The following is a 25,499-nucleotide window of genomic DNA, read 5'->3' as shown; positions in this document are numbered from 1 at the left end:
TCAACCCCTCACGTAGCGGCACATGAGGAAGCCCTCGGCCGTCAGCACGTGCTCGAGACCGAACCCGACGACCTTCTCGAGGCCCTCGGTCCGCGTGGCGTGCGCGAGACCGGCGAACAACGGCGAGACGGTGATGTCGGCCTCGTCGACCAGGCCCGCGCGGGTGACGGCCTCGAGCAGGCGGGGGCCGCCCTCGCACACGATGCGGCGCAGGCCGCGCGAGACCAGGGTGTCGACGACGAAGTCCGGAGGCAGGTCGTCGCCCGCGGCGTGCACGAGGGTCGCGCGCGCCTGCCGGGCACGGTCCAGCGCGTCGGCGTCGGGCTCGGCGGCGGTGAGGACCAGCGGGGGCTCGGTCGAGTCGGTGAACAGCGCGGAGTCCCACGGAAGGTCGAGCGACGGGCTGACGATCGCGATCACCGGGGCCGGCGCCTGGCCCTGCGCCGCGCGGGCGTCCGCGTCGGCCGGCTTGGCCTTCATGGCGCCGTAGCCCTCGGCCCGGATGGTGCCGGCGCCGACCAGCACGGCGTCGGCGTGGCGGCGCACGGCGTTGAAGACGGCCTTGTCGACCTCGGAGGAGATCGACCCGCTGAGCCCGTCGGGCCCGGCGCTGGCCCCGTCGAGGGTCGTGACCATCATCGCCCGCACCCACCGACCCTCCTGCGGCCACGGGTACGCCGCCAGCACGGCCTCGTCGTCGAGCTCGCCCCGGTCGGGGCCGTAGATCATCTCCACGGCACCGAACCTAGGGCCTCGCGGTCGCCGGGGCGCTCACCCGATCGGTGCGGGTGGACCCCGGGCGGGACTTTTCGGAGATCTCCGGAGATCTCCGGGGGCGTCCCCATGGTGGGTTGTCGGTCCCTGGCCCTATGGTGCTCGCACCCGGCCGAGCGGTCCGGGTCGGAGGGAGCTCCCCCATGCGTCACCCACGCCGTGCCCGTCTCGCCGCAGCCGTCGCCGTCGTCCTCGCCGCGGCCGTGGTGCCGGCGGTGACGCCGTCGTCAGCCGCGCCGGCCGCCGACCCGGCCTTCCGACCCCTCACCGGGTTCAAGCCCTCGGGCGACAAGATCCGCGTCCAGCCGACGCGCTACGCCGCGACCCGCGTCGACCTGCGCGCGGTGCGCGCCCAGCTCGCCGACGCGCCGGTCGAGGGCTCCGGCAGCGGCGTCGACCTCGCGGTCCCGACCCCGGCGGGCGGCACCCAGCGCTTCGCGGTGACCCGCAGCGACGTGCTCGCCCCCGAGCTCGCCGCGGCCCACCCCGAGATCGCCACCTACACCGGTCGCGCGGTCGACGACCCGACCACGACGATCGCGCTCGACGTGACCCCGATGGGCTTCCACGCCGCCGTGCGCGGCCCCCAGGGCCAGGGTGCCTGGTACGTCGACCCCGCCTACGACCGCGTCGGCACCACGACCCACCTGTCCTTCTACGGCAGCGCGACCACGCGGCCCGAGGAGGCGTTCGCCGAGAAGGAGGCGCCCGAGGTCCGCCGCGCGGCCACGCGCGGCGCCGTCGCGCCGGCGAAGGTCGGCGGCACCGTCGTCGAGAAGCGCTACCGCCTGGCGCTGGCCTCCGACCCCTCCTACGCCGCCTACTTCGGCACCACCAACGTGCTCGCCGAGAAGGCGACCCTGATCAACCGGGTCAACCAGATCTACCGCGAGGACCTCGCGATCACGCTCCAGCTGATCAACGAGACCGACAAGCTCAACTTCGACACCGACGCCAAGGCGACCGGTCCCGACGGGCCGTGCGGTGCTGAGCCCTGTTACCGCACGAGCATCTACCCCGACGCCCCTCCCGGCCAGGACTACGGCGACCTCGACTTCTGCAGCGGCGAGCTGCTCGGCCGCAACCGCCTGGTCCTCGGCCAGGTCATCGGCGCCGCCAACTACGACATCGGCCACATCGCGCTCGGCAAGAACGGCGGCGGCGTCGCCTACCTCGGCGTCGTCGGCGCCGACTACAAGGGCGGCGGCTGCACCGGCCTGCCCGAGCCCAAGGGCGACTTCTTCGCCATCGACTACGTCGCCCACGAGATGGGCCACCAGTTCGCGGGCAACCACACCTTCAACGGCGTCCAGTACGCCTGCTCCGGCGGCAACCGCAACGGCGGCACCTCGGTCGAGCCCGGCTCGGGCTCCTCGGTGATGGCCTACGCCGGCATCTGCCTGCAGGACGACCTGCAGGCCCACACCGACCCCTACTTCTCCTGGCAGACCCTCGACGAGGTCAACACCTACACCGGCGGGCCGATCCCGTCGGTCGTGGAGGTGCAGACCGTGTCGCTCAGCGGCTTCGGCGGTCCCGGCTCCGGGTTCAGCCTGTCCTTCGGTGACAGCGCTCCGGTCGACTTCACCCCGGCCACCTACGACGCCGCCACCCTCGAGAGCGCGATCGAGACCGCCACCGGGCAGGACGTCACCATCGCCGGCTGGGGCTACGACCCCTACGCCAGCTACGACGCCTACCCGGCGCCGCTGACCGCGCCCGGGCCGACCGGCTTCCAGGTCATCTTCGCGCCCACCGCCGCCCCCGACGCCCCCGGCACCCACACCGACGTCGACCCCCTGACCGTCGTCGGCACCGGCGGGGCCACCGCCTTCGTCGGTGAGACCGCCAAGGGCGGCGCGGCCGACAACGGCGGCACCGCCACCGTGACCACGACCGACCGGGCCCCGCGGGTCACCAGCGTCAACGTCACCCGCAAGATCCCGGTCCGCACGCCGTTCAAGCTCACCGGCACCGCCACCGACCCCGACGGCGACCCGCTGACCTACCTGTGGGAGCAGGCCGACCGAGGCCTGGAATCCACCGGCACCGGCCTGGTGAGCAACAAGAAGATCTACGGCCCGCTGTTCCGCGTCTTCGGCACCGCCGCCGACGTCAGTGCCGACGACTCGCTGGAGTCCCCGGCGCCGGGCATCAACGTCGCCGGACGCAGCGGCACCCGCTACTTCCCCGACCTGGCCCAGGTGCTCGGGGGCAACACCAACGCCCGCACCGGTGCGTGCCCCAAGGTCGCCGGGCTGCCCGCCGACCTCGGCGACTACGTGCCGCCCTCGGCCAAGGTCGTCGAGTGCTACAGCGAGTACCTCCCCACCCGGGGCTACCTCGGCACCCCGGGCGACACCCCGCGCGCCCTGCACTTCCGGCTCACGGTGCGTGACGCCCGCGGCGGGGTCGCGTACCGCGAGGTCACGCTGCGGCTCGTGCCCACCGCGGGTCCGTTCCGGGTGACGACCCAGGGGCGCCAGGGCCTGCGCCTGCAGGCCGGGTCGACGATCCCGGTCCGCTGGAAGGTCAACGGCACCCGGGCGCTCTCCGAGCGGGTCAAGGTGCTGCTGTCGACCGACGGCGGGCGCACCTTCCGCCGCACCCTGGCCGGCGGCACCCTCAACGACGGTGCCACCCGCGTCACCCTGCCCGGGGGCATCCGTACCGACAACGCGCGGATCATGGTCGAAGCGGCCGGCAACTACTTCTACTCCGTCAGCGCCAAGAGCTTCGCCATCCGCTGAGGGGTCTCGAGGCTCGCTCCGCTCGCATCTCGACCACCGGTCGAGGTCCCGGCCTGGGACAGTGGGGGCATGCGGATCGGAATGACCCTGCCGGTGATGGAGCCTGACCTCTGGGCCCGGGGACCTGAGGCCCTCGAGGCCTGGGCGCGCGCGACCGACGAGGGCCCGTTCGCCTCGCTGTGCTTCGGCGAGCGGATGGCCTTCGACAACCCCGAGACCCTCACGCTGCTGGGGGCGGTCGCGGCGTGGACCTCGCGGGTGCGGCTGGTGACGACCGTGATCGTGCCGCAGCTGCACGACCCGGTGCTGCTGGCCAAGTCGCTGGCCACCGGTGACCAGCTGGCGCGGGGACGGCTGACCGTCGGGTTCGGGGTCGGCGGGCGCGAGGAGGACTACCGTGCAGCCGGGGCCGACCTCGCGACCCAGACCATGCGCGGCATGGCCGAGCGCGTCGAGGTGATGCGGCGCGTCTGGCGCGGGGAACGGGTCACCGAGGCGGTGCGGCCCGTCGGACCCCCGCCGGTGCAGGACGGCGGACCCGAGCTCCTGGTCGGCACGATGGGGCCCCGGACGGTCCGCCACGCCGCCGCCTGGGCCGACGGCCTCGCGGGCGTCACCCTCGACCTCGACCCGGTCGCGGTCGGCGGACTCTTCGACCTGGCCCGCACCGCGTGGGCCGAGGCCGGGCGCCCCTCACCACGACTGACGACGTCGTTCTGGTTCGCCCTCGAACCGGCGTCGGGCCCGGCGGGCACCGCGCGGGCCCAGGTCCACCGCCACCTGCGTCACTACATGAACTGGCTGCCCGCCGACCTCGTCGACGCCATGGCGCCCACGACGGGGTTCGCCGGGACGCCGGCCCAGCTGCGCGAGGTGCTGCGGCGCTTCGAGGACCTCGGCGCCGACGAGGTGCACCTGATCCCCACCGGCTCCGACGTCGATCAGGTCCGCCGGGTCGCCGACCTCGTGTAGACAGGGACCGTGCGTCTCCCGTTGTCGTCCCTGTCCGTCACCGCGGTGGCGACCGTGCTGACGGGCGTGCTGCTGAGCGGCTGCAGTGCCTCCGACGACCCGGCCGCGCAGGTCGCGGACCCGCCCGCTGACGCGGGGACGATCCTGCCCGACCGCACCCCCGTGCCGACCCGGACGCCCGCCCCGCCCGCCACGACCGCACCCTCGAAGGCCGCCGGGCTCTCCGACCTCCAGGTCAAGGCCCAGCGACAGGTGCGGCTGCAGCGCAAGCGCGCCGTCGAGCTGCGCGACGAGCTGGAGCGCCAGCGCGCCCGGCGCGCCGCTCGCGCGGCCGCCAACCCGCTCGCGGGTCGTCCGATGGGCGTCTACCAGGGCTCGCGCGAGTTCTCCTGGGACCCCTACGTCCGCTCCAGCGGAGCCACGCGCGAGGCCCTGGCCGAGATCGCGCTGCGTCCCAAGGCGATGTGGTTCGGGGCCTGGATCAGCGACGGTGAGATCTACGACCGGGTCCGCGACTACGTCACCGTGACCCAGGCCGGCGACCCCGAGACCCTGGTGCAGCTGGCGATGTTCCGGATGCAGCCCTGGGAGCACGAGGCCTGCGGGCGCCTGCCCTCGGCCGCCGAGCAGGCGTCGTACCGACGCTGGACCGACGAGTTCGCCCGCGCCATCGGTGACGCTCACGCCGCGGTCATCGTCCAGCCCGACGGCCCCTTCGCCCTCTGCGCCCCGGGCGGCTCGACGCTGCCGTCGCAGCTGATCGCCTACTCCACCGCGAAGCTGGCCGGCCTGCCCCACACCAGCGTCTACATCGACGGCGGGGCGGGGGACTGGCCCGCCGCCGCCGGCCAGGGCGGCGCGTCGGCCGCCGTCGACTTCCTGGTGCGAGGCGGCGTCCGGGAGGCGCGCGGCGTCGCCCTCAACAGCACCCACTACTCGCCGACCGACGCCGAGGTGCGTCGCGGCGCCGAGATCGTCGCCGAGCTCGCCCGTCGTGGCATCCCCGGCAAGAAGGTCGTCATCAACACCAGCAGCAACGGCCGTGGCTTCGAGTTCGGCCGCTACACCGGCCCCGACCCCGACAACGCCTTCCCGTGCGCCAGTCGTACCGACACCCGCACCTGTGTCTCGCTCGGCATCCCGCCGACCACCGACGTCGACGCGGCCCGGTGGGGCCTGCCCGACGACGTACGCCGCCTGGCGCGCGAGACCGTCGACGCCTACCTCTGGTTCGGCCGGCCGTGGCTCTACCGGCAGAACTCGCCGTTCCAGCTCGACCGGGCCCTGGCCATCGTCCGCAGCTCGCCCTATGTCGACCCCGATGTCGACTGAGCGCCGTTCCCCGTGGCTGACCGCCGGCATCGGCGCCGTCGGTTTCGTGGCCCTGCTGTGGCTGATCGAGGTCGTCGACGCCCTGGTCGGCCACCGCCTCGACCAGTACGGCGTCCACCCGCGCACCGACGAGGGCCTGCTCGGCATCGTGCTCGCACCGCTGCTCCACGGGGGCTGGCTGCACCTGGAGGCCAACACGGTCCCGACACTGGTGCTGCTGTTCCTCGTGCTGGTGTCGGGCCTGGTCCGGGGGCTGCAGGCGACCGCCTTGATCTGGCTCGTCGGCGGCGTCGGGCTCTGGCTCGTCGCGCCGTCCGACACCGTGCACCTGGGCGCCTCGGTGCTGATCTTCGGGTGGTTCGTCTACCTGCTCCTGCGCGGCTTCTGGAACCGCAGCGCCGGGCAGGTCCTGCTCGGCGTCGCGTTGTTCCTCGTCTACGGCAGCCTGCTGCTCGGCGTCCTGCCCGGCGAGCCCGGAATCTCCTGGCAGGGCCACCTGTTCGGCGCCGTCGGCGGTGGGCTGGCGGCGTTCCTGCTCGCGGAGCGCGGGCGGCCCGCGCGCCCGGTCGCCTGACCGTTCGGCCGACCGCGATGTCACTCACCGTGACGACCACTTCCCCACCCGTAGACCGGTGGGGAAGTGGTCGTCACGGTGAGTGACACGTGCGCTGGCCTCACGAGTCGGACGCCGCGATCGCCGCGTGCTCGTCACGCAGCTGACGCTTGAGGATCTTGCCGCTGGGGTTCTTGGGCAGCGCGTCGGTGACCACGACGTACTTGGGCGTCTTGTAGCCGGCCAGCACCGAGCGGGAGTGGGCGATCACGGCGTCGGGCTCGAGCTCCGCCCCCGGCTTGGGCACGACCACCGCGACGACGGCCTCGACCCAGCGCGGGTGGCTGACGCCGAAGACGGCGACCTCGGCGACGCCGGGCATCGTGTAGACGGCCTCCTCGACCTCACGGCTGGCGACGTTCTCGCCACCGGTCTTGATCATGTCCTTCTTGCGGTCCACGACGTAGAGGCGACCGCCCTCGTCGAGGTAGCCGAGGTCGCCGGAGTGGAACCAGCCGTGGGCGAAGGCCTCGGCGGTCTTGGCCTCGTCCTTGAAGTAGCCCAGGGTCGCGTGCGGTGAACGGTGCACGATCTCGCCGACCTCGCCGGCCGGCAGCGGGTCGACCGAGGACCCGGCGGGGTCGACGATCCGGGTCTCGACGTTGAGGGAGGCGCGGCCGGCGGAGCCGGCGTGCGAGAGCTGCTCGTCGGGGCCGAGCGCGGTGGCGAGCGGGGACATCTCGGTCTGGCCGTAGAAGTTCCACAGCCGTACGTCGGGCAGCCGCTGCTGGATCTCCTTGAGCACCTCCACCGGCATCGGGGAGGCGCCGTAGTAGCCCTTCTCGAGCGAGGACAGGTCGGCGTCGTCGAAGGCGGGGGAGCGCAGCAGGCCGATCCAGACCGTGGGCGGGGCGAAGAACTTGGTGACCCGGTGCTCCTGGATCGCTCTCAGGATCGCGACCGGGTCGGGGCCGGGCAGGATCACCGAGGTCGTGCCGAGCCAGACGTCTGGTCCGAGGAACACGTCGAGCTGGGCGCAGTGGTAGAGCGGCAGCGTGTGGAGCTCGACGTCGTCGGGTCGGTAGTCGCCGTCGAGCGCGCAGCTGACGTACTGCCACATCAGCGACCGGCTGCTGAGCAGCGCGCCCTTGGGGCGCGACTCGGTGCCCGAGGTGTACATCAGCCGGACCGGGTCGTCGTCGCCCACGAGCACCGCCGGGGGCGTGCCATCGTGGTCGAACCAGGTCTGCGCGTCGAGCCACCCGTCGGGCACGTCGCCGCCGGCCAGCCGGACCACGGCCCGCGTCGGTAGGTCGAGCCCGGCCAGCGCCCGGGTGGCGACGTCGAGCAGTGCGTCCTCGACCACGAAGGCCCGAGCCTCGCTGTGGTCGAGGATGAAGGCGACCTCGTCGGCGCCGAGCATGAAGTTGATCGGCACCAGCACCACGCCGACGCGGGCGGTGGCGAAGACGAGCACGGCGTACTGCCAGGAGTTGTGGCACAGCAGGGCCAGCTTGTCGCCCGGCGCGAGCCCGGCGGTGGCGATCGCGGCCGCGGCCCGGTCGACCACCGCGTCGAGCTCGGCGAAGGTGAACGAGGTGTCGCCGTCGATGATCGCGGGCTTGTCGGGGAACCGCTGCGCCGTGCGGCGCGGCAGGTCTCCGAGGGAGTGCTGGCGAGCGGTGGCGATGTCGGGTGTGACGGCCGTCATGCCCCGAACCTACGTCAGATCGCGCACTCGTCGCCCTCGCACCCGGGGGCGGTCCCGCCCGCCGAGACCATCGTGATCGGCGAGCGCTCGGCCCACGCCTGCTCGAGCAGCCGGCTGAAGACCTCCGTGGGCTGGGCGCCGCTGACGCCGTAGCGGGCGTCGACGACGAAGAACGGGACGCCGGTGGCGCCGTACGCCGCCGCCTGGGCCACGTCGGCCGCGACGTCGTCGGCGTGGGCGTCGGACGTGAGCACCGCGCGCGCCCGGTCGGGGTCGAGCCCCATGGAGGCGGCGACCTCGACCAGGACGTCGTGGTCGGCGACGTTGCGGGCCTCGACGAAGTAGGCGTGCAGCAGCGCCTCCTTGAGCTCGCCGCGCAGGTCACCGGCCGCGTGCAGGAGCCGGTGGGCGTCGACGGTGCTGAGGTGCAGCGCGTCGGCGTGGCGGGTGAAGTCGAGACCCACCTCCGCGGCGACCTGCTGCACCTGGGCCATCATCTGACGGGCCTGCCCGGCGCCGCCGCCGTACTTGCGGCCGATCGCCTCGGCGACGTTCTCGCTCGGCTCGGTGGGGGCCGACGGGTCGAGCTGGAACGAGCGCCATACGACCTCGACCTCGTCACGGTGCTCGAAGCCGGCGAGGGCCTCCTCCAACCGGCGCTTGCCGATGTAGCACCACGGACACACGACGTCGGACCAGATCTCGATGCGCATGCCGGATCAACCCTCCGGCGCGAAGCGGTGTTCCCGACCCACGGCGGTCGAGGTGCGAGGAGCCCTGGCGACGAGCCTCGAGACCACCACAGCACCGAGCCGAGTCGCGCTGCACGTGCGGTGGTTTCGAGGCTCGCTGCGCTCGCCGCCTCAACCACCGTGGGATGCGCTCAGACCGCGGCGAGCGCCGTCCGCAGCGCGCCGACCGACTCCAGCGGGGCGTCGTAGCCGGGGAAGTAGCAGCAGACCCGTTCGGCGAGGTCGCCGAAGCGGTGGCCGATCTCGGCCGCGCACTCCTCGGGCGTGCCGCGCACGGCGAGGGTCGACAGCATCTCGTCGGTGACCAGCGCGGTCATCGCGCCGACGTCACCCACCTTGGACAGCGCGTTGAGCTGCGGCTGGAGGTCGCCCCAGCCCTCGACGTCGAGGACGGGCCGGTAGGCCGGGGTCGAGCCGTAGAACGCCAGCAGCATCCGGACGCCGGCGTCGGCGGCGGCCTGCTCGTCGGGGGTGCGGCCCATCGCGGTGATGGCCTGGGGGTGGATCGCGACCTCGCGCCGCCCGGCGGCGGCCAGGCCCTCGGCCACGGCGGCCAGGGTGCGCTGACGGACGTGGCGGTGGCTGTGGAAGGGCATCACCAGCAGTCCGTCGGCGACCTCGGCGGCGGTACGGGTCATCAGCGGGCCGAGGGCGCCGAGCAGGACCGGCGGGGCGCCGTACGGGTTGGGGCCGGGCACGAACGTCGGGGGCATCAGCGTGTGACGCGTGTGCTCGCCGACGAAGTCGAGACGGGTCCCGTCCTGCCACGAGCCGAGGATCGCCTTGACCGCCAGCACGATCTCGCGCATCCGGGCCGCCGGCGGCGACCAGGTGGCGCCGTACCGCTTCTCGACGTGCACCTTGACCTGCGAACCCAGGCCCAGCCGGAACCGGCCGCGCGACATCAGCTGGAGGTCCCAGGCCGCGTGGGCCAGGTGCATCGGCGAGCGCGGCATCGCGATCGCGACGTTGGTCATCAGGTCGGTCTCGACGGCCTGCGAGGCGACCGCGAGCGGCAGGAACACGTCGTGCGGGCCCTCGAAGGTGAACAGCCCGTCGACCCCGGCGCCCACGAGCGCTCGCGCCCGGTCGGCGGCGGCGTCGGGGCGCGCGTCGAGCTGGACGTCGAGGAGCACGGGAGCAGCATCCCCTACGTGGGCGCTCCTGTCGCGGCGAGCTGCTGCCGCCACCGGCCCGGGGCGACACCGTGCTCGCGCTTGAACGCCGCGGCGAAGGCGTAGGCGTCGGCGTAGCCGACCTCGTGGGCCACCTGGGCCAGCGTCGCTGCGGGGTCGCGCAACCGGTCGCGCGCCAGGCTCATCCGCAGGTCGGTCAGGTAGCCCATCGGCGTCTGGCCGAGCAGCTCGGTGAAGACCCGGGCGAACCGCGCCCGGGAGAGCCCGGCGAGACCCGCGAGCTTCGGGACCGACCAGGGGGCGGCAGGACGCTCGTGCATGGCCCGCATCGGCTCGCGCACCCGCGGGTCGTCGGCGGCGGCGTACCAGGCCGGGGCGTGCTCGCCGTCGCGACCGTAGGCCTCGCGGATGAGGAGCACGAGCATGAGGTCGAGGAGGCGGTCGACGGCCGTCTGCTGACCGGCCGTCGGCTCGGCGAGCTCCCAGGCGAGCAGGTCGGTCGCCAGCCGCAGCCGGTCGCCCGGACCCGGCCGCACGACGCCGAGCGGCGGCAGCCCGTCGACCAGCAGGTGCTGGGTGTCGCCCTCGAAGCGGTAGGCGCCGCAGAGGAAGTCGACCCGCGGGCCGTCGGCCGGGACGCCGGCGTCACCGGTGACGAAGCGCTCGATCGGCTGGCAGCGCGCCCCGAGGCGATGGGCCATCCGGTGGCCCCGGCCGCCACTGACGACCGCGACGTCACCGGGTCCCAGCTCGACGGCGCCGGCGGGGTCGTCGTCGAGCCAGATCGTCGTCCGACCCTCGATGACGACGTGGACGACCAGCGGCGCGCCGACGTCGAGCCGCAGGCCCCACGGGCCGTGACGCACGGTGCGGGCGAACGCCGACCCCGTGGCACGGGCCCGGTCGAGGTGATGGTGCAGAAGGTCCACCACGTAAGCGTCTCACACATCGAAGAGCAGTTCTCGACCATTCAGAAGGTCGTGCGCGCGAGGCAGGCTGGGCGCATGACCCATCACACGATCCTCGTCCTCGGCGGCACCGGCAAGACCGCGCGCCGCCTCGTCCCCCTCCTCGCCGCGGGTGGCGCACGCCCCCGCACCGCCGCCCGGTCCGGTGGCGACGCCACCTTCGACTGGTACGACGACCGCGGTCACGACGCGGCGCTCGAGGGCGTCGACGCGGTCTACCTCGTGCCCCCGGCGGGACGCCTGGACCACCCCCCGAAGGTCGCGGCGTTCCTCGACCGCGCCGAGCGGGCGGGGGTCCGCCACGTCACGATGCTGAGCGCCTACGGGGTCGACCTCGCCCCCGACGACGCCGCCCTGCGGGCGGTCGAGCTCGACCTGGCCGCGCGGACCGGACTGACCCACAGCATCGTGCGGCCGTCGTGGTTCATGCAGAACTTCACCGAGTCGTTCTTCGCCCCGTCGATCGCGCAGGACGGCGTGATCGTCGCGCCGACCGGTGACGGTACGGAGGCGTTCGTGTCGACCGCCGACATCGCGGCCGTCGTGGCCGCCACCCTGCTCGACCCGGCCGCCCACGCCGGGGCCGCCCACGACATCGCGGGCCCCGAGGCCCTGACCCTGGGGCAGGTGGCCGGTGTCGTCTCCCGCCACGCCGGCAAGGAGGTCAGCCACGTCGACCTCGACCGCGACGTCTGGGTGGCCCAGGCGCAGTCGGCCGAGCTCCCCGCCGACTACGCCGAGGTGCTGGCCGGTCTCTTCGACCTCATCCGTGCAGGCCACGGCTCCCGGCCCGGCGCGACCGTCGAGGAGGTCACCGGGCGTGCCCCGGAGAGCTTCGAGGCCTTCGCCGCCCGCGAGGGCGCGGCGTGGCGGGCCGGCGCCGCCTGAGAACGGCGGTCGGCTACGCGGGAGTGGGCCGGGGCGCCCCGCGACCCACGAGCACGGCGGCGAGCAGCAGGCCGGCGGCGACGACCTTCATCACGGCGTACGCCGTGGGGAGGGTGCTGGTGACGTAGCCCTGCAGGATGAAGGGCTCGGCACCGAGCATGGCCTGGGCGCGTCCGGCGGTGAGCGTCGCGGCGGGCACGAGGAGCAGCGCGGCGCCGACCCCGGCGAGCCTGGCCCACACGTGGGCCCGCAGCCGTTCGAGGCACCACAGGCTCAGCGCCAGCCACACCATCGCCTCGACCGCCTGTGCGGCGAGCTGGACCCAGCCCTGCGCTTCTGCTCCCATGCTCGGACCCTACGCCGGGGTCCCTGAGCGGGGGTCGCGCGCGCAGGCGGCGACCGCCGCCAGCAGGCACATCGCCGCGAGGGTGAGCAGGGCGCGGACCAGCCCGGAGGCGTCGCCGCCGTAGACCTCGACGAGCACGACGCTGACCGCCGACCCGGTCGCGAACCCGAGGTAGCGCAGCAGCTGGTTGAAGGCCATCGCGCTGCCGGTCTCGTGGGGCGGCACGTGCGGCACGATCAGCCCGGCCAGCGACGAGAACGAGAAACCGCTGCCCAGGCCGCCGACGGCCATCGCGACCAGGAGCTGCCACAGGTGCTCGTGGTGCCAGGCCAGCAGCGCCAGGGACGCCGCGAACGACGAGCACCCCAGCGGCAGCAGCAGCCGGTCGCCGTAGCGGCGGTCGACGAAGCGGGCGGCCCGGCTGCCGGCGACGCTGGCCAGCGAGTAGGGGAGGAGCACGAGGCCGGCGGCCGCGACGCCGAGGTCGAGGCCGTAGCCGGCCGACCCGTCGGCACGTACGACGACGACCGCGAGGCTCAGCAGGCCGTACATGCCGACGCCGAGCACCAGCGCGACCAGGTGCGGGCCGACCACGCCCGGACGGGCGGCCAGGCGCAGGTCGACCAGCGGGTGGTCCTGTCGCAGGGTCCAGCGCACCCACGCCGCGACCGCCACGACGCCGAGCACGGCCAGCGAGGTGGTCGCCGGCGACGTCCACCCCCACACGCGGCCCTGGCTGACGGTCAGCAGCAACGACAACGTGCCGGTGCTCAGCAGCGTGGCCCCGACGAGGTCGACGGCCTGCCCGGGCACGTCGAGGTCGGCCGGCACGTGGCGCAGCGCGCGCAGCAGGGTCAGGGCGACCAGGGCCGCCCCGAAGACGTAGGCGCCGTGCAGGCCGGTGTACGCCGCGACGAGGGAGGTCACGGGGTAGCCGAGGCCTGCGCCGGCGACCGTGGTCACCGACAGCAGCGCCAGGACCCGGACCTGGTCGGCGCCCTGGTAGGCGTCGCGCGCGACGGCGAGCGCGAGCGGCACGAGCGCGAGACCGACGCCCTGCAGCGCTCGCCCCACGACGAGGGGGCCGTAGCCCAGCGGCAGCGCCGCGAGCAGGGTGCCGACGAGCACCACCGCGATCCCGGCGAGCACCGTGGGCCGCCGTCGGCGACCGGTGCCGAGCCGACCCAGCACCGGCGTCGCGACCGCGCCGGCCAGCAGCGTGGCCGTCAGCGCCCACTGGGCGGAGGTGACCGAGACGTCGTACTGCGCGGCGATGCTGGGCACCAGCGGCGCCCCCAGGCTGCTGACGACCGCGCCGACCGTCGTGACCAGTGCGAGGGTGGTCAGCCGGGCCCGGTCACGCCTGACGGCACGACCGGGCGACGGCTGGACGGACACGCCTACGGGGTTACTTGGTGCCCTTGCGGGCGCGGCTGGCGGTCTTGGCGCGCTCGTTCTGGTCGAGGACGACCTTGCGGATGCGGACCGCGTCGGGGGTGACCTCGACGCACTCGTCGTCGCGGCAGAACTCCAGGCACTGCTCGAGCGACAGCTTGCGCGGCGGGACCAGCTTCTCGAAGTTGTCGGAGGTGGCGGACCGGATGTTGGTCTGCTGCTTCTCCTTGGTGATGTTGACGTCCATGTCGTCGGTGCGGGAGTTCTCGCCGACGATCATGCCCTCGTAGACCTCGGTCGTGGGCTCGACGAACAGCACGCCGCGCTCCTGCAGCGACGTCATGGCGTACGCCGTGGCCGCGCCCTTGCGGTCGGCGACCAGCGAGCCGTTGTTGCGCGAGCGGATCTCGCCGGCCCACGGCTCGTAGCCCTCGGAGATGCCGTGGGCGATGCCGGTGCCGCGGGTGTCGGTGAGGAACTGGGTGCGGAAGCCGATCAGGCCGCGCGCGGGCACCAGGAACTCCATGCGGACCCAGCCGGTGCCGTGGTTGGTCATCTGCTCCATGCGGCCCTTGCGGGCAGCGAGCAGCTCGGTGATCGTGCCGAGGTACTCCTCCGGCGCGTCGATGGTCAGGCGCTCGAACGGCTCGTGCAGCTTGCCGTCGATCTCGCGGGTGACGACCTGGGGCTTGCCGACGGTGAGCTCGAAACCCTCGCGACGCATCTGCTCGACCAGGATCGCCAGCGCCAGCTCGCCGCGGCCCTGGACCTCCCAGGCGTCGGGACGCTCGGTCGGCAGGATGCGCAGGGACACGTTGCCGACCAGCTCGGAGTCGAGGCGGTCCTTGACCAGGCGGGCGGTGACCTTGCTGCCCTTGACCCGTCCGACCAGCGGGGAGGTGTTGGTGCCGATGGTCATCGAGATGGCCGGCTCGTCGACGTGGATGAGCGGCAGCGCGACCGGGTTCTCGGGGTCGGCGAGGGTCTCGCCGATGGTGATGTCGGGGATGCCGGCGATGGCGACGATGTCACCGGGACCGGCCGACTCGCCCGGCTTGCGCTCGAGTCCCTCGGTGACGAGGAGCTCGGTGATCTTGACGGTCTTGACGTCGCCGTCGCGACGCATCCACGCGACCTGCTGGCCCTTCTTGAGCGTGCCCTGGTGGACGCGCACGAGCGCGAGCCGACCCAGGAACGGCGAGGCGTCGAGGTTGGTGACGTGGGCCTGCAGCGGCGCGCCCTCCTCGTAGACCGGCGCGGGGATGGTGTCGAGGATCGTCTTGAACAGCGGCTCGAGGTCGTTGCCCTCGGGCATCGCGCCGTTCTCCGGCGCCTCGAGGCTGGCGATGCCGGCGCGGCCGGAGGCGTAGACGACCGGGAAGTCGAGCGCGTCCTGGCTGTGGGAGTCGTCGAGCAGGTCCATGAACAGCTCGTAGGTCTCGTCGACGACCTCGGCGATGCGCGCGTCGGACCGGTCGGTCTTGTTGACGACCAGGATCACCGGCATGTCGGCGTTGAGCGCCTTGCGCAGCACGAAGCGGGTCTGGGGGAGCGGGCCCTCGGAGGCGTCGACGAGCAGCACGATGCCGTCGACCATCGACAGGCCGCGCTCGACCTCGCCGCCGAAGTCGGCGTGGCCGGGGGTGTCGATGATGTTGATGACCATCGGCTGGCCGCCGCCGGCGGGACCCTCGTAGTGGACCGCCGTGTTCTTGGCGAGGATCGTGATGCCCTTCTCGCGCTCGAGGTCACCGGAGTCCATGACCCGCTCGGCCACGCTCTCGGCCTGGTGGGCGGTGAAGGCACCGGCCTGGCGGAGCATGGCGTCGACGAGCGTGGTCTTGCCGTGGTCGACGTGGGCCACGATGGCGACGTTGCGGAGATCGGCGCGGGTGGTGGGCATAGCAGTACGACGTCCTGTCGGGTCGGGAGAAGCGTGCGGCCCGAAGACGTGCCCAGGGCCTGGACGAGTCTAGTTGTGGTGCGGACCGCAGGCCGATTCGTCGGCGGTGACGACCGCACCACACGGTGCCGACGGTGGTCGAGGAGGTCGCCCGCGACCGTCTCGAGACCACGTGACCGCCGCCGACCTCCCCGACCCGTGGCGGATGTCGGTGCGCGGGGGTAGACCTGTCCCATGCTCTCGGTGCCCTGCTTCCTGCCACCCCACCTGCTGCGTCGGCTCGCGCAGACCGACCCGGCGGCCGCGGCGACGCTGGTGACCGACGAGCGCCTCCGCGCCGCCCGCGCGGCGCTGCGACCCACTCCCAGCGCGGCCCTGGCCCGGGCGACCACGACACCGGCGTGGACCGTCCACGACGCCGGCCACACCGAGCACCTCCCGGGCCGACGGGTGCGATCGGCCGGCGACCCGGCGTCCGGTGACGTCGCCGTCGACGAGGCCGCCGACGGCGTCACGGCGTCGTTGGCGCTCCTGGCCGAGGTGTTCGGCCGCGACTCCTACGACGGCCGCGGGGCACCGGTGCTGGCGTCGGTCCACTACGGCGTCGACTACGTCAACGCGTTCTGGGACGGCGCCCAGCTGGTCTTCGGTGACGGCGACGGGGTGCTGTTCGAGCGGTTCACGGGCGCCGTCGACGTGATCGGCCACGAGCTCGCCCACGCCGTCACCGAGCGCACCGCCGGGTTCGTCTACGACGGTCAGCCGGGGGCCCTCAACGAGTCGGTCTCCGACGTGTTCGCGGCCTGCCTGCGCCAGCGGCTGCGCGACGAGAGCGCCGCCGACGCCGACTGGCTGATCGGCGCCGGGCTGTTCGGTCCCGGCGTGCAAGCCAGGGCGTTGCGCGACATGCGCGCCCCCGGCACGGCCTACGACGACCCGCGGCTCGGGCGCGACCCCCAGGTCGGGAGGCTGGCCGACTACGTCGAGACCACCGACGACAACGGCGGGGTCCACCTCAACTCCGGCATCCCCAACCGTGCCTTCCAGCTCGCCGCGACCGCGATCGGGGGTCGCACGTGGGAGGGCGCCGGCCCGATCTGGTTCGCCGCACTGACCGGCGACCGGGTGCGCCCCGACACCGACTTCGCCGGCTTCGCCGCGGCGACCGTCGCCGCCGCGGGCGACCACGCCGACGCCGTACGCGGCGCGTGGGCCGAGGTCGGTGTCGCCCCGGCCGGGGCGAGGGTCCGGGTGCGCCGCAGCGGCGGGTTCATCGGCCGCACCGTCGAGCGCGAGGTCGACCTCGACCACGACCTGCGCTCGTTGGTCGCGCGGGTCGGCGTGCTGTCCGAGCAGGTCCCGTCCACCCACCCCGACGGCTTCACCTACGAGCTCGAGGTCGACGGTCGCACCGGGCGCTTCGCCGAGCGCGAGATGACCGACGACCTGCGTCAGCTGGTCGACCTGGTGCTGCGCGACCCGGGAGACGGCGAGGGCGCCGACCGCTGAGCGTGCGCCGGGTCCGGGCCGATCAGCAGAACGGCGCCCCGACCACAGACCAGGCCGGCCACAGGCCCGGGCGGAGGCGACCAGTCAGGAGAGCGCGCGGTCGAGCGCGGCGTCGACGTGCAACGTGGTGGCCGGGAACAGCGGCAGCTCGACGTCGGCCTGGCGCACCAGCAGCTCGAGCTCGGTCGCCCCGATGACCAGGCCCTTGGCGCCGGCGTCCCAGAGCTCGTCGACCAGGCCGACGACGGTGCGGCGCGAGGCGTCGAGGACCCGGCCGTGCACGAGCTCGTCGTAGACGATGCGGTTGACGGCCTCGTGGTGGGCGGCGTCGGGGACGTGGACGGTCAGGCCGTGCGAGGCGATCCGGTCGACGAAGAAGGGGCGCGACATCGGGTAGGCCGTGCCGATGAACCCGACCGAGTCGAGGCCGCGGGCCACGACGGCCTCGGCGATCACGTCACCGAGGTGGAGCAGCGGGACGGAGACCGCCTGCTCGACCTGGTCGGCGACCCGGTGGAACGTCGTCGTGCACATCATCAGGAAGTCGGCGCCGGCCGCCTCGACCGAGCGCCCGGCCGCGGCCAGGACCTCGGCGACGTCGTCCCACTTCTCCTGCTGCTGCAGGGCGTCGACCTCGGCGAAGTCGACCGACGCCATCACGGTCCTCGCCGACGAGAGCCCGCCGAGTCGCTTCTCCACGCCCTGGTTGAGCGCCTGGTAGTAGACGGCGCTGGACTCCCAGCTCATCCCGCCGATCAGTCCGATCGTCTGCATGGGCCAGATTCTGCCGTACGGCGTGGGGTGGGGGTGCGTGGCCCGCTTCGCGAGCTCAGCCGGCGTGCGCCGTCAGTCGAGGACGCGGTGGACCTTGTGCTGCGCCGCCTGGGCGCGCGGCCGGATCACGAGCTCGTCGATGTTGACGTGGCGGGGGCGGGTGACCATCCAGCCGATGGCGTCGGCGACGTCCTCGGCGACCAGCGGCTCGGCGACTCCGGCGTAGACCGAGGCGGCCTTCTCGGCGTCGCCGTCGAAGCGGACCAGGGCGAACTCGTCGGTGCGCACCATGCCCGGCGCCACCTCGCAGACCCGGACCGGCTGGTCCCAGAGCTCCAGGCGCAGGGTCTCGGTGACGACCTGGGTGCCGTGCTTGGCGGCGGTGTAGCCGCCGCCGCCCTCGTAGGCGATGCGGCCGGCGGTCGAGCCGACGTTGCAGATGACGCCGGCGCCGTCCTCGGCCCGCAGCAGTGCGGGGAGCAGGGCGCGGGTGACCTGCACCAGGCCGATCACGTTGACGTCGTACATCCGGCGCCACTCGTCGGCGTCGGCCTGCGCGACCGGGGTGGAGCCGTAGGCGCCGCCGGCGTTGTTGACCAGCACGTCGAGCCGCTCACCGACGACCGCGGCGAGCGCAGCGACCGAGTCGGCGTCGGTGACGTCGCAGGTGACGGCGGTACCGCCGATCTCGGCGGCCAGCGCCTCGACCCGGTCGGTACGCCGGGCGGCACAGACGACGTGGAAGCCCAGCCCGGCGAGGGTGCGGGCGGTGGCGGCACCAATGCCGCTGCTGGCGCCGGTGACGACGGCGGTCCTGACGGCGGTGCTCACGGCTGCGGAGGTCGGGCTGTCGGTCATGTCCTCGATCATCCCGGACTGGCAGACTGACCCGTCGTCGGGTCGGACCGGGGAAACCCGAGGAACGGGGTGCTGGGTGCGGATGGTCGAGATGGGAGCCGCGCTGGTCGGGGGCGTGTGCCTGGTCGCCAACCTGTTCGTCGACGCGGACCTGCTCTCCGTCGTCGGTCTGGTGCTCGTGTCGGTGGCCGTCGCGGTCGCCGGCGCCGGCCTGGTGCGGGCCTGGTGGCTGACGATCGTCTGCGGTGCGGGCTCGGTCGCCCTGGCCCTCGCGGTGCTCGCCGTGCTGCGCGACGCCGCTCCCGACCGCGAGGTCGACGCCGTCCTCGGGGGCGTGGCGACGTTGTGCGTCGCGGTCGCGCTGCTGCGCCGACCGCGCCCGGAGGTGGCCGTGGCCCGCCCCGGGAATCACCGGTCCTGACGCGTGGTTGCGTCGTTCATGGGTGAACTGAGGCGGCTTGCGATGATCAGCCTGCACACCTCCCCGCTCGACCAGCCCGGCACCGGCGATGCCGGCGGCATGAACGTCTACGTCGTCGAGCTCGCACGCCGCCTGGCCGCCCGCGGTGTCGAGGTCGACGTGTTCACCCGCGCCACCAGCTCGCGCCTGGACCCCGTCGTGCCCCTCGTCGACGGGGTGTCGGTCCGTCACATCACCGCGGGCCCCTTCGAGGGGCTCACCAAGCACGAGCTGCCCGGCCAGCTCTGCGTCTTTGCCCGCGAGGTGCTGCGCACCGAGGCGGCGCAGCCGGTCGGCCACTACGACGCCGTCCACTCCCACTACTGGTTGTCGGGCCAGGTCGGGGCGCTGGCCCGCGACCGCTGGGGCGTGCCGCTGGTCCACAGCATGCACACCATGGCGAAGGTCAAGAACGACGCGCTCGCCGACGGCGACATCCCCGAGCCCGCCGCGCGGGTCATCGGCGAGGAGCAGGTCGTCGAGGCCGCCGACGTGCTGGTCGCCAACACCGACCTCGAGGCCAAGCAGCTCATCAACCTGTACGACGCCGACCCCGGTCGGGTCGAGGTCGTCCACCCGGGGGTCGACCTCGGGGTCTTCCGGCCCACTGACGTTGGCACGGCGCGCGACGCGCTCGGGCTGCCCCGCGACGCGGTCGTGCTGATGTTCGCCGGCCGGATCCAGCCGCTCAAGGCGCCCGACGTGCTGCTGCGCGCGGTCGCCGTGATGCTCGAGCGCGACCCCGCCCTGCGCTCACGCCTGCTCGTGCCGGTCGTCGGCGGCCCCTCGGGCAGCGGGCTCGACCGGCCCTCCGCGCTGGCGGCCCTGGCCGCCGAGCTCGGCATCGCCGACGTCGTCCGGTTCGTGCCGCCGGTGACCCAGGCCGAGCTCGCCCGCTGGTACGCCGCGGCGACGGTGGTCGCCGTCCCGTCCTACAACGAGTCGTTCGGCCTGGTCGCCGTCGAGGCCCAGGCCTGTGGCACCCCCGTCGTCGCGGCCGCCGTCGGCGGTCTGACGACCGTCGTGCGCGACGGCCGCAGCGGGCTCCTCGTGCCCGGCCACGAGCCCGCCGACTGGGCCACCGCGCTGCGGCGGGCGGCCTGCGACGACGCCGAACGGGCTCGGCTGGCCGCCGGGGCCCTGCTGCAGGCGCAGGAGTTCTCGTGGGACGCGACCGCCGACCAGACGCTCGGGGTGTACCGCCGGGCCCGCACCCTCATGCGAGCATCGCAGGATGCCCGCTGACCCTGCCGTCGTCGCCGTCGTCCGTGACTACCTCGCCGCCAACGAGATCGAGGTCGAGGAGCCCGCGGGCCCCGACGCCGGCGTGTTCGGGTTCGCACTGCCCGGCGAGAAGAAGCTGCAGACCGCCGTCCGCCTCGACGTCGGCCCGCACTACGTCGCGATCCACGCCTTCGTGTGCCGCTCGCCCGACGAGAACCACGAGGGGGTCTACCGCTGGCTGCTGCAGAAGAACCTGCGCACCTACGCCGTCTCCTTCGCCATCGACCGGCTCGGAGACATCTACCTCGACGCCCGGCTGCCGCTGGCCGTGGTGACGCCCGACGAGCTCGACCGCATCCTCGGGGCGGTGCTCGCCACCGCCGACGAGTCCTTCAACCCGCTGCTCGAGCTCGGCTTCGCCTCCTCGATCCGCAAGGAGTGGGAGTGGCGCAAGCTGCGCGGCGAGCCGACCCACAACCTCGAGGCCTTCCGCGGCTGGCTCGAGGCCGGCGACGAGCCGGAGCCGGCGACCACGTAGGACGCCAGTCCGTCCAGGACCGTCGGAGCCTCAGGCGGTCGCGGTCGACGAGACGCTGCGGGCCCGACTCGGCGGGGCCGGCAGGAACTGCGCCGGCGGCACGGGACGGCCGAGGTGGTAGCCCTGGCCGAAATGGCAGCCCATCGAGCGCAGGTGGGCGGCCTCGAGAGCGGTCTCGATGCCCTCGGCCACGACCATCACGCCGAGCGTGGCGACCAGGCCGAGCACGGCACGGGTGAGCATGAAGTCGCTCGACTCGTCGGCGACGCCCGAGATCAGGGAGCGGTCGACCTTGACGGTGTCGATCGGCAGGCGGTGCAGGTGGGCGATCGAGGAGTAGCCGGTGCCGAAGTCGTCGATGCTGAGGCCGACGCCGAGGTCGCGCAGCGCGAAGAGGGTGGTGTAGACCGACGGCTCGTCGGCGAGCAGGGCGGTCTCGATGACCTCGAGGACCAGCTGCGAGGGGGCGACGCCGGCGCGGATCAGCGCGGCCTCGACGGCGTCGACGTACGACGGCTCGCGCAGCTCGAGCGGCGAGACGTTGACGTGGATGCGGAAGTCGGGGTCGAGGCGGCCGCGCCACTCGGCGACCTGGCCCAGGGCCAGGCTGAGGACCAGGCGCCCGAGGGGCACGATCAGCCCGGTGCGCTCGGCGGCCTCGACGGTGAGCATCGGCGAGATCGAGCCGCGCTCGGGGTGGTCCCAGCGCAGCAGGGCCTCGGCGCCGACGACGCGACCGCTGCGCAGGTCGTGCAGCGGCTGGTAGTGCAGGTGGAGCTGGTCGGGGTGGGCGGCGTGCGACTCGATGGCCAGGGCGAGGTCGCGCGCACGACCCAGGTCGTCGACGACCCCGGGGGCCGACACGCCCGCGCGCCAGCGCGTCGCGCCGGGCGACTCGCGGCCGGCGGCGACCACCGACGAGCGCACGTCGCGGATCACGGCGCCGATGTCGTCGTCGTCGCACTCGCAGGCGCCGACGGTGACGACCGGCCACACCTGGTCGTCGGTCAGGCCCACCAGGCGGCGTACGTCGCTGAGCAGCTCGTCGACCTGCGCGCGGGCCAGGTCGCGGTCGACGACGACCGCGGCGAGGAAGCCCCCCAGGGGCGAGGCGCGCAGCAGCTGCACCCGCAGCGTGTCGTGTTGCAGGGTGCGGCGCGCCACCTGCGCCGAGACGACCTCGAGGGCGTGGGCCCCGTGGACGTCGGCGATCTCGGCGGCGTTGGAGACGGTGGCCGCGAGGAGCACCAGCGCCTGGCGGTCGAGGGACAGCTCGCCGCGCATCTCGGCGATCGCGGTGATGAGCGAGGTGGTGGTGGGCAGGTCGGCGTCGTGCTCGGCCAGGCCCAGGGTGACCTTGGCGGAGGACACGTCGCCCGAGTCGCCCGGCACGGGCAGCGGCGCGGTCATGCGCCGGCCTCGACGCGGCCGACGGACCAGGGGACGCCGGTGTCGCGGATGACCCCGAGCAGCACGTCGGCGGCCAGGTGCTGGGCGAGGAACGCGGCGGCGCCGAGGTGCTGGACCTCGGTGATCTCGTGGTCCTCGGCCTCGTCGGCCACCACGATCACCGGGGTGCGGCGCAGCGACAGGTGGCTGCGCACCAGCCGCAGGACGTCGAGGCCGCTGCCCTCGCCTAGGTGCAGGTCGGTCACCACGACCGCCGGCAGCGGGTGCTGGTCGCGGTCGTCGTACGGCGGGCGGCCCAGGACGTAGTCGCGCGCGTCGGAGGCGTCGCGGCACGCCACGACCGGGTTGGTCAGCCGCCCCAGGGCCAGCGCGTCGCAGGTCGCCTGCAGCCGGTCGGCGTCATGGCCGATGACGAGGACCGAGGGCTGCACGGAACCTCCAGGTCAGGGGCGTGCGACGGGAGCGCAGGAGTGGGAGTGGAGCGGGTCGACCGCCAGCCTTGCGGGGTTCGACCGGTCCCGCCACTGTTTGAGTAAAACAATGGCACATATCTAGACCGGCCGTGGACGTGTGACTGGTGTGACGCTATGCGGTCCATGAATCATCTGGTACGCCGTCGACGGCGCACAACCCACCCGCGGCCCTGACGCCCTAGTCAGTTCGGGCCATGCGGGGACCGTCGACCGGTCAGGCGATGCCCATCGTTGACAGGTAGGCCTGGCTCAGCGGGACGCCCACGAAGAGGCCGAGGACGGCGCCCGCGAGCATGAAGGGCCCGTGCGGGACCGGCGCACGGCGGCCCAGGTGCCCGGTCACGCGCAGGGGGACCAGGACCACGGCGCCCAGCACGAAGCCCGCGAACAGGCCGACCAGGCTGGCCGGCCAGCCCACGAGCCCGAGCACCAGGCCGAGCACCGGGGCCAGGGCGACGTCGCCGAACCCCATGGCGCGGCCACCGGAGCCGTAGTGCAGCAGGGCGTAGAGACCGGTCCAGCTGGCGACGGAGACGGCGACGGCCGACCACTCGACGTCGGACACGCCGGCCGCGGACCCGGCGACGACGACGAGCACGACCAGCAGGGTCATCACGCGGGTGATCGCGAAGGGCAGCCGCTGGTGCTCGAGGTCGATGAGCGCCAGGCCGATGCCGGCGCCGACCACGACCAGCGAGGCGAGCAGGACGACGGGGTCGTCGCCCAGGCGCCAGGCCGTCAGGGCGAAGGCCACGCCGGTGCCGGCCTCGACCAGGGGGTAGCGCACGGGGATCGGCTGGGCGCAGTCACGGCACCGCCCGCGCAGCAGCAGCCAGGACACGACCGGGACGTTGTCGCGGGCGCGGATGACGTGCTCGCAGCCGGGGCAGGCCGACGGCGGGTTGACCACCGACAGCCCGGCGGGCACGCGGTGGACCACCACGTTGAGGAAGGAGCCGATGAGCAGGCCCAGGATGCCGACCGACACCACGACGTACACCGTGGGCAGCAGCGACCAGGTGCTCATCGCCGCGGCCCCGACGCTGGGGTGCGGGGCGCGACCGAGCGGGCCAGGGACGGGGCCGGCGGGCGAGGCGACATGAGGGTCTCCGGGGGACGGTGGTGACGGGCTGCACCTGAGTCATCGGGACCGCAGGGGGGTCACTTGACCACTTCGGCCGGCCGAGACGTCGTGCCGTCAGTCGTGCCGTCAGTCGTGCCGTCAGCCGTGGAGGGCGAGGACCTGCTGGGGCCGCCAGGACGCGCACCACTCACCCAGGTCGGGCAGGCGCGACGGCACGCCCACCCAGTAGCCCTGCAGCACGTCGCAGCCCAGGCGGGCCAGCGCCGCGGCCGCCACGGCGTCCTCGACGCCCTGCGCGACCACCCGGATGCCGAGGCTGTGGGCCGCGCTGACCAGGGCGCCGACCAGCTGGCGGGTCTTGTCGTCGTCGAGGACCGCGACGATCGAGGGGTCCACCTTGACCTCGCGGACCGACGGGTTGTTCCACAGTGCTGTCAGCGACGAGCGGGCGGTGCCGAAGCCGCGGATGCTCACCGCGAACCCGCCCTCGCTGAGCGAGGCGAACACGTCGTGGGCCTCCGAGCTGAGCATGGTCAGCGGCTCGGAGATCTCCAGGACGATGTCCTGCGGGGCCAGGCCGTGCCGCTGGGCCGCGTCGGCCAGGTCGTCGACGAGCCCCCGCGCCAGGATGTGGCGCCGGGTCACGTTGATCGCGAGTCGCGCGCCGGGGACGTGGCCCTGGAGCGCGACCATGTCGCCCAGCGCCATCTCGAGCACCGCGTCGGTGATCGGACCCATGGTGCCGGTGCGTTCGGCGAGCGGGACGAACTCGCGGGCCGGGAGCAGCCCGAGGTCGGGGTGGTTCCACCGGACGAGCGCCTCGAACCCGACCACCTCGCCCGTGGTCATCGACACCTGGGGCTGGTAGTGCAGCTGCAGCTGCTGGGCGGCGCGCCCGGCCTCGAGGTCCTCGACCAGCTGGCGGTTGCGGCTCTCCTCGTGGGGCCCTGGCTGCGTGCTGGCCCGCCACTGCCGCGACCCGGCCTCCTTGGCGGCGTACATCGCCTGGTCGGCGGCGCGCAGCAGCTCGTCGAGGGTGGTGCCGTCGACGCCGTAGGAGGCCAGCCCGACCGAGACCCCGACGGTGACGGTGAGGTCGTCGACCTCCAGCGGCTCGGCGAGGGCGTCGATGACGCGCTGCGCGCGGGCCGGTCCGGTGTCGGTGGGGGCCTTGGTCGGGGTGCACAGCACCGCGAACTCGTCGCCGCCGAGCCGGACCACGAGGTCGTGGTCGCCGGAGATCTCGTGCAGCCGGCGGCCGACCTCGGCCAGGACGTGGTCGCCCACGTGGTGGCCGGCGACGTCGTTGAGCTCCTTGAAGCCGTCGAGGTCGAGCACCATCAGCACCGCGGTGCGGCCCAGCGCCGTGGCGTGGGCCAGCAGGGCGGGCCCGTGGTCGTCGAGCTCCTCACGGCGCGCCAGCCCCGTGAGGGGGTCGCGGCGTGCTGCGGGCGTGCGGGTCGGCTGCCACGCCGCGACGGCGGTGTCGGGCTTCGTCGGTGATCTCATGACGGCGTCACGAGGGGGAGGACGGGCCCGGGGACGGTGGAACTCATGGGGGGCTCCCGGGTGGAGGGGACATCCCAAGGATCGGCCGCGGCGGCGCGGCACTTGAGTCGCCGGCCGAGGTCGTCGTCAAGTGGCGACGTACGGATGCGGGCAACCGGGCACCACCCGCCCCTCGGGTCA

23 protein-coding genes are annotated in these 25,499 nt (G+C 73.7%); 9 read left to right on the top strand and 14 right to left on the bottom strand.

Annotation, left to right across the window (positions count from 1 at the left end; all coding sequences use genetic code 11):
• Positions 1 to 729 (bottom strand): dihydrofolate reductase family protein, encoded by a 729-nt coding sequence (locus FZC61_RS01400; protein ID WP_246142497.1) that lies wholly within the window; start codon positions 727 to 729, stop codon positions 1 to 3.
• 188 nt (positions 730 to 917) lie between these two features.
• Between FZC61_RS01400 and FZC61_RS23870 the strand changes: the two genes are divergently transcribed.
• The 4 genes from FZC61_RS23870 (at position 918) to FZC61_RS01380 (ending at position 6,402) form a co-directional block, all read left to right on the top strand.
• A complete protein-coding gene (locus tag FZC61_RS23870) occupies positions 918 to 3,524 on the top strand; it encodes a reprolysin-like metallopeptidase (RefSeq protein ID WP_148611719.1) in 2,607 nt (868 codons plus the stop codon).
• Positions 3,525 to 3,593: 69 nt separating this feature from the next.
• On the top strand, positions 3,594 to 4,496 hold the full coding sequence (locus tag FZC61_RS01390) for an LLM class flavin-dependent oxidoreductase (protein WP_211357032.1): 903 nt from the start codon (positions 3,594 to 3,596) through the stop codon (positions 4,494 to 4,496).
• A gap of 9 nt (positions 4,497 to 4,505) precedes the next feature.
• On the top strand, positions 4,506 to 5,828 hold the full coding sequence (locus FZC61_RS01385) for a glycoside hydrolase family 6 protein (RefSeq protein ID WP_148611717.1): 1,323 nt from the start codon (positions 4,506 to 4,508) through the stop codon (positions 5,826 to 5,828).
• Positions 5,818 to 6,402 carry a rhomboid family intramembrane serine protease gene (locus FZC61_RS01380; protein ID WP_211357031.1) on the top strand — a complete coding sequence of 195 codons (585 nt, stop codon included), beginning with the start codon at positions 5,818 to 5,820 and terminating at the stop codon, positions 6,400 to 6,402. The genes FZC61_RS01385 and FZC61_RS01380 overlap by 11 nt, the downstream gene beginning before the upstream one ends.
• 100 nt (positions 6,403 to 6,502) lie before the next feature.
• Here the strand turns inward: FZC61_RS01380 and FZC61_RS01375 are convergent, their stop codons facing one another.
• From FZC61_RS01375 to FZC61_RS01360, 4 genes are all read right to left on the bottom strand, one after another.
• The gene (locus FZC61_RS01375; protein WP_148611713.1) at positions 6,503 to 8,092 is read right to left on the bottom strand and encodes a fatty acyl-CoA synthetase; all 1,590 of its coding nucleotides are present in this window, start codon (positions 8,090 to 8,092) and stop codon (positions 6,503 to 6,505) included.
• Positions 8,093 to 8,106: 14 nt separating this feature from the next.
• Entirely contained in the window at positions 8,107 to 8,805 is a 699-nt protein-coding gene (locus tag FZC61_RS01370; RefSeq protein WP_148611711.1) for a DsbA family oxidoreductase, read from the bottom strand.
• Between the two features lie 170 nt (positions 8,806 to 8,975).
• Positions 8,976 to 9,980: a TIGR03617 family F420-dependent LLM class oxidoreductase gene (locus tag FZC61_RS01365; protein ID WP_148611709.1), complete on the bottom strand. Its 1,005-nt coding sequence runs from the start codon at positions 9,978 to 9,980 to the stop codon at positions 8,976 to 8,978.
• Positions 9,981 to 9,994: 14 nt separating this feature from the next.
• On the bottom strand, positions 9,995 to 10,909 hold the full coding sequence (locus FZC61_RS01360; protein WP_148611707.1) for an AraC family transcriptional regulator: 915 nt from the start codon (positions 10,907 to 10,909) through the stop codon (positions 9,995 to 9,997).
• A gap of 75 nt (positions 10,910 to 10,984) precedes the next feature.
• Between FZC61_RS01360 and FZC61_RS01355 the strand changes: the two genes are divergently transcribed.
• On the top strand, positions 10,985 to 11,836 hold the full coding sequence (locus FZC61_RS01355; protein WP_148611704.1) for an NmrA family NAD(P)-binding protein: 852 nt from the start codon (positions 10,985 to 10,987) through the stop codon (positions 11,834 to 11,836).
• Positions 11,837 to 11,849: 13 nt separating this feature from the next.
• Here the strand turns inward: FZC61_RS01355 and FZC61_RS01350 are convergent, their stop codons facing one another.
• From FZC61_RS01350 to typA, 3 genes are read right to left on the bottom strand one after another with little or no spacing between them, the layout of a single operon-like run.
• Positions 11,850 to 12,182 (bottom strand): hypothetical protein, encoded by a 333-nt coding sequence (locus FZC61_RS01350; protein WP_148611702.1) that lies wholly within the window; start codon positions 12,180 to 12,182, stop codon positions 11,850 to 11,852.
• A gap of 9 nt (positions 12,183 to 12,191) precedes the next feature.
• On the bottom strand, positions 12,192 to 13,580 hold the full coding sequence (locus tag FZC61_RS01345) for an MFS transporter (protein WP_148611700.1): 1,389 nt from the start codon (positions 13,578 to 13,580) through the stop codon (positions 12,192 to 12,194).
• 10 nt (positions 13,581 to 13,590) lie between these two features.
• On the bottom strand, positions 13,591 to 15,480 hold the full coding sequence (gene typA / locus FZC61_RS01340) for a translational GTPase TypA (RefSeq protein WP_148611698.1): 1,890 nt from the start codon (positions 15,478 to 15,480) through the stop codon (positions 13,591 to 13,593).
• Positions 15,481 to 15,714: 234 nt separating this feature from the next.
• On the opposite strand from typA, the gene FZC61_RS01335 reads away from it, so the two are divergent.
• Positions 15,715 to 16,989: a protealysin inhibitor emfourin gene (locus tag FZC61_RS01335; RefSeq protein WP_148611696.1), complete on the top strand. Its 1,275-nt coding sequence runs from the start codon at positions 15,715 to 15,717 to the stop codon at positions 16,987 to 16,989.
• Positions 16,990 to 17,073: 84 nt separating this feature from the next.
• Here the strand turns inward: FZC61_RS01335 and FZC61_RS01330 are convergent, their stop codons facing one another.
• Both FZC61_RS01330 and FZC61_RS01325 read right to left on the bottom strand, forming a co-directional pair.
• Complete coding sequence (locus tag FZC61_RS01330; RefSeq protein ID WP_148611694.1) at positions 17,074 to 17,763, bottom strand: aspartate/glutamate racemase family protein; 690 nt, start codon at positions 17,761 to 17,763, stop codon at positions 17,074 to 17,076.
• 72 nt (positions 17,764 to 17,835) lie between these two features.
• Complete coding sequence (locus FZC61_RS01325) at positions 17,836 to 18,621, bottom strand: SDR family oxidoreductase (protein WP_148611692.1); 786 nt, start codon at positions 18,619 to 18,621, stop codon at positions 17,836 to 17,838.
• A 91-nt stretch (positions 18,622 to 18,712) separates the two neighbouring features.
• Here FZC61_RS01325 and FZC61_RS01320 point away from each other — a divergent pair, with 91 nt between their 5' ends.
• The 3 genes from FZC61_RS01320 to FZC61_RS01310 are packed head-to-tail and all read left to right on the top strand — an operon-like array spanning position 18,713 to position 20,843.
• Positions 18,713 to 19,042, top strand: a complete 330-nt coding sequence (locus tag FZC61_RS01320) for a hypothetical protein (protein WP_148611690.1) — start codon at positions 18,713 to 18,715, stop codon at positions 19,040 to 19,042.
• A 42-nt stretch (positions 19,043 to 19,084) separates the two neighbouring features.
• Positions 19,085 to 20,326: a D-inositol-3-phosphate glycosyltransferase gene (gene mshA, locus FZC61_RS01315; RefSeq protein WP_246142459.1), complete on the top strand. Its 1,242-nt coding sequence runs from the start codon at positions 19,085 to 19,087 to the stop codon at positions 20,324 to 20,326.
• The gene (locus FZC61_RS01310; protein ID WP_148611686.1) at positions 20,316 to 20,843 is read left to right on the top strand and encodes a type III secretion system chaperone family protein; all 528 of its coding nucleotides are present in this window, start codon (positions 20,316 to 20,318) and stop codon (positions 20,841 to 20,843) included. The genes mshA and FZC61_RS01310 overlap by 11 nt, the downstream gene beginning before the upstream one ends.
• Before the next feature lie 30 nt (positions 20,844 to 20,873).
• Here FZC61_RS01310 and FZC61_RS01305 read toward each other — a convergent pair whose 3' ends face one another.
• The 4 genes from FZC61_RS01305 to FZC61_RS01290 all read right to left on the bottom strand — a co-directional run bounded on the left by FZC61_RS01305 (position 20,874) and on the right by FZC61_RS01290 (position 25,319).
• Positions 20,874 to 22,253 (bottom strand): EAL domain-containing protein, encoded by a 1,380-nt coding sequence (locus FZC61_RS01305; protein ID WP_148611684.1) that lies wholly within the window; start codon positions 22,251 to 22,253, stop codon positions 20,874 to 20,876.
• Positions 22,250 to 22,684, bottom strand: a complete 435-nt coding sequence (locus FZC61_RS01300) for a response regulator (RefSeq protein WP_148611682.1) — start codon at positions 22,682 to 22,684, stop codon at positions 22,250 to 22,252. Before FZC61_RS01300 ends, FZC61_RS01305 begins: the two co-directional genes overlap by 4 nt.
• A 256-nt stretch (positions 22,685 to 22,940) precedes the next feature.
• On the bottom strand, positions 22,941 to 23,753 hold the full coding sequence (locus FZC61_RS01295; protein WP_148611680.1) for a prepilin peptidase: 813 nt from the start codon (positions 23,751 to 23,753) through the stop codon (positions 22,941 to 22,943).
• A 195-nt stretch (positions 23,754 to 23,948) separates the two neighbouring features.
• Positions 23,949 to 25,319, bottom strand: a complete 1,371-nt coding sequence (locus FZC61_RS01290; RefSeq protein ID WP_148611678.1) for a putative bifunctional diguanylate cyclase/phosphodiesterase — start codon at positions 25,317 to 25,319, stop codon at positions 23,949 to 23,951.
• Positions 25,320 to 25,499: the final 180 nt, after the last annotated feature.

It is taken from the genome of Nocardioides rubriscoriae (assembly GCF_008087085.1).
Taxonomy (GTDB): Bacteria; Actinomycetota; Actinomycetes; order Propionibacteriales; family Nocardioidaceae; genus Nocardioides; species Nocardioides rubriscoriae.
The sequence above is the reverse complement of the archived record's forward strand: the minus strand, read 5'-3'. Positions and strand labels throughout refer to the sequence as shown.

What these genes read in the sequence shown, in the direction of transcription:
- FZC61_RS01295 (WP_148611680.1), bottom strand. Translation starts at nt 23,753, where the DNA reads ATGAGCACCTGGTCGCTGCTGCCCACGGTGTACGTCGTGGTGTCGGTC.
- FZC61_RS01310 (WP_148611686.1), top strand. Translation starts at nt 20,316, where the DNA reads ATGCCCGCTGACCCTGCCGTCGTCGCCGTCGTCCGTGACTACCTCGCC.
- FZC61_RS01390 (WP_211357032.1), top strand. Translation starts at nt 3,594, where the DNA reads ATGCGGATCGGAATGACCCTGCCGGTGATGGAGCCTGACCTCTGGGCC.
- typA (WP_148611698.1), bottom strand. Translation starts at nt 15,480, where the DNA reads ATGCCCACCACCCGCGCCGATCTCCGCAACGTCGCCATCGTGGCCCAC.
- FZC61_RS01380 (WP_211357031.1), top strand. Translation starts at nt 5,818, where the DNA reads ATGTCGACTGAGCGCCGTTCCCCGTGGCTGACCGCCGGCATCGGCGCC.
- FZC61_RS01350 (WP_148611702.1), bottom strand. Translation starts at nt 12,182, where the DNA reads ATGGGAGCAGAAGCGCAGGGCTGGGTCCAGCTCGCCGCACAGGCGGTC.
- FZC61_RS01305 (WP_148611684.1), bottom strand. Translation starts at nt 22,253, where the DNA reads ATGACCGCGCCGCTGCCCGTGCCGGGCGACTCGGGCGACGTGTCCTCC.
- FZC61_RS01335 (WP_148611696.1), top strand. Translation starts at nt 15,715, where the DNA reads ATGCTCTCGGTGCCCTGCTTCCTGCCACCCCACCTGCTGCGTCGGCTC.
- FZC61_RS01400 (WP_246142497.1), bottom strand. Translation starts at nt 729, where the DNA reads ATGATCTACGGCCCCGACCGGGGCGAGCTCGACGACGAGGCCGTGCTG.
- FZC61_RS01290 (WP_148611678.1), bottom strand. Translation starts at nt 25,319, where the DNA reads ATGAGATCACCGACGAAGCCCGACACCGCCGTCGCGGCGTGGCAGCCG.
- FZC61_RS01320 (WP_148611690.1), top strand. Translation starts at nt 18,713, where the DNA reads ATGGGAGCCGCGCTGGTCGGGGGCGTGTGCCTGGTCGCCAACCTGTTC.
- FZC61_RS23870 (WP_148611719.1), top strand. Translation starts at nt 918, where the DNA reads ATGCGTCACCCACGCCGTGCCCGTCTCGCCGCAGCCGTCGCCGTCGTC.
- FZC61_RS01370 (WP_148611711.1), bottom strand. Translation starts at nt 8,805, where the DNA reads ATGCGCATCGAGATCTGGTCCGACGTCGTGTGTCCGTGGTGCTACATC.
- FZC61_RS01325 (WP_148611692.1), bottom strand. Translation starts at nt 18,621, where the DNA reads ATGACCGACAGCCCGACCTCCGCAGCCGTGAGCACCGCCGTCAGGACC.
- FZC61_RS01355 (WP_148611704.1), top strand. Translation starts at nt 10,985, where the DNA reads ATGACCCATCACACGATCCTCGTCCTCGGCGGCACCGGCAAGACCGCG.
- FZC61_RS01330 (WP_148611694.1), bottom strand. Translation starts at nt 17,763, where the DNA reads ATGCAGACGATCGGACTGATCGGCGGGATGAGCTGGGAGTCCAGCGCC.
- FZC61_RS01375 (WP_148611713.1), bottom strand. Translation starts at nt 8,092, where the DNA reads ATGACGGCCGTCACACCCGACATCGCCACCGCTCGCCAGCACTCCCTC.
- mshA (WP_246142459.1), top strand. Translation starts at nt 19,085, where the DNA reads ATGATCAGCCTGCACACCTCCCCGCTCGACCAGCCCGGCACCGGCGAT.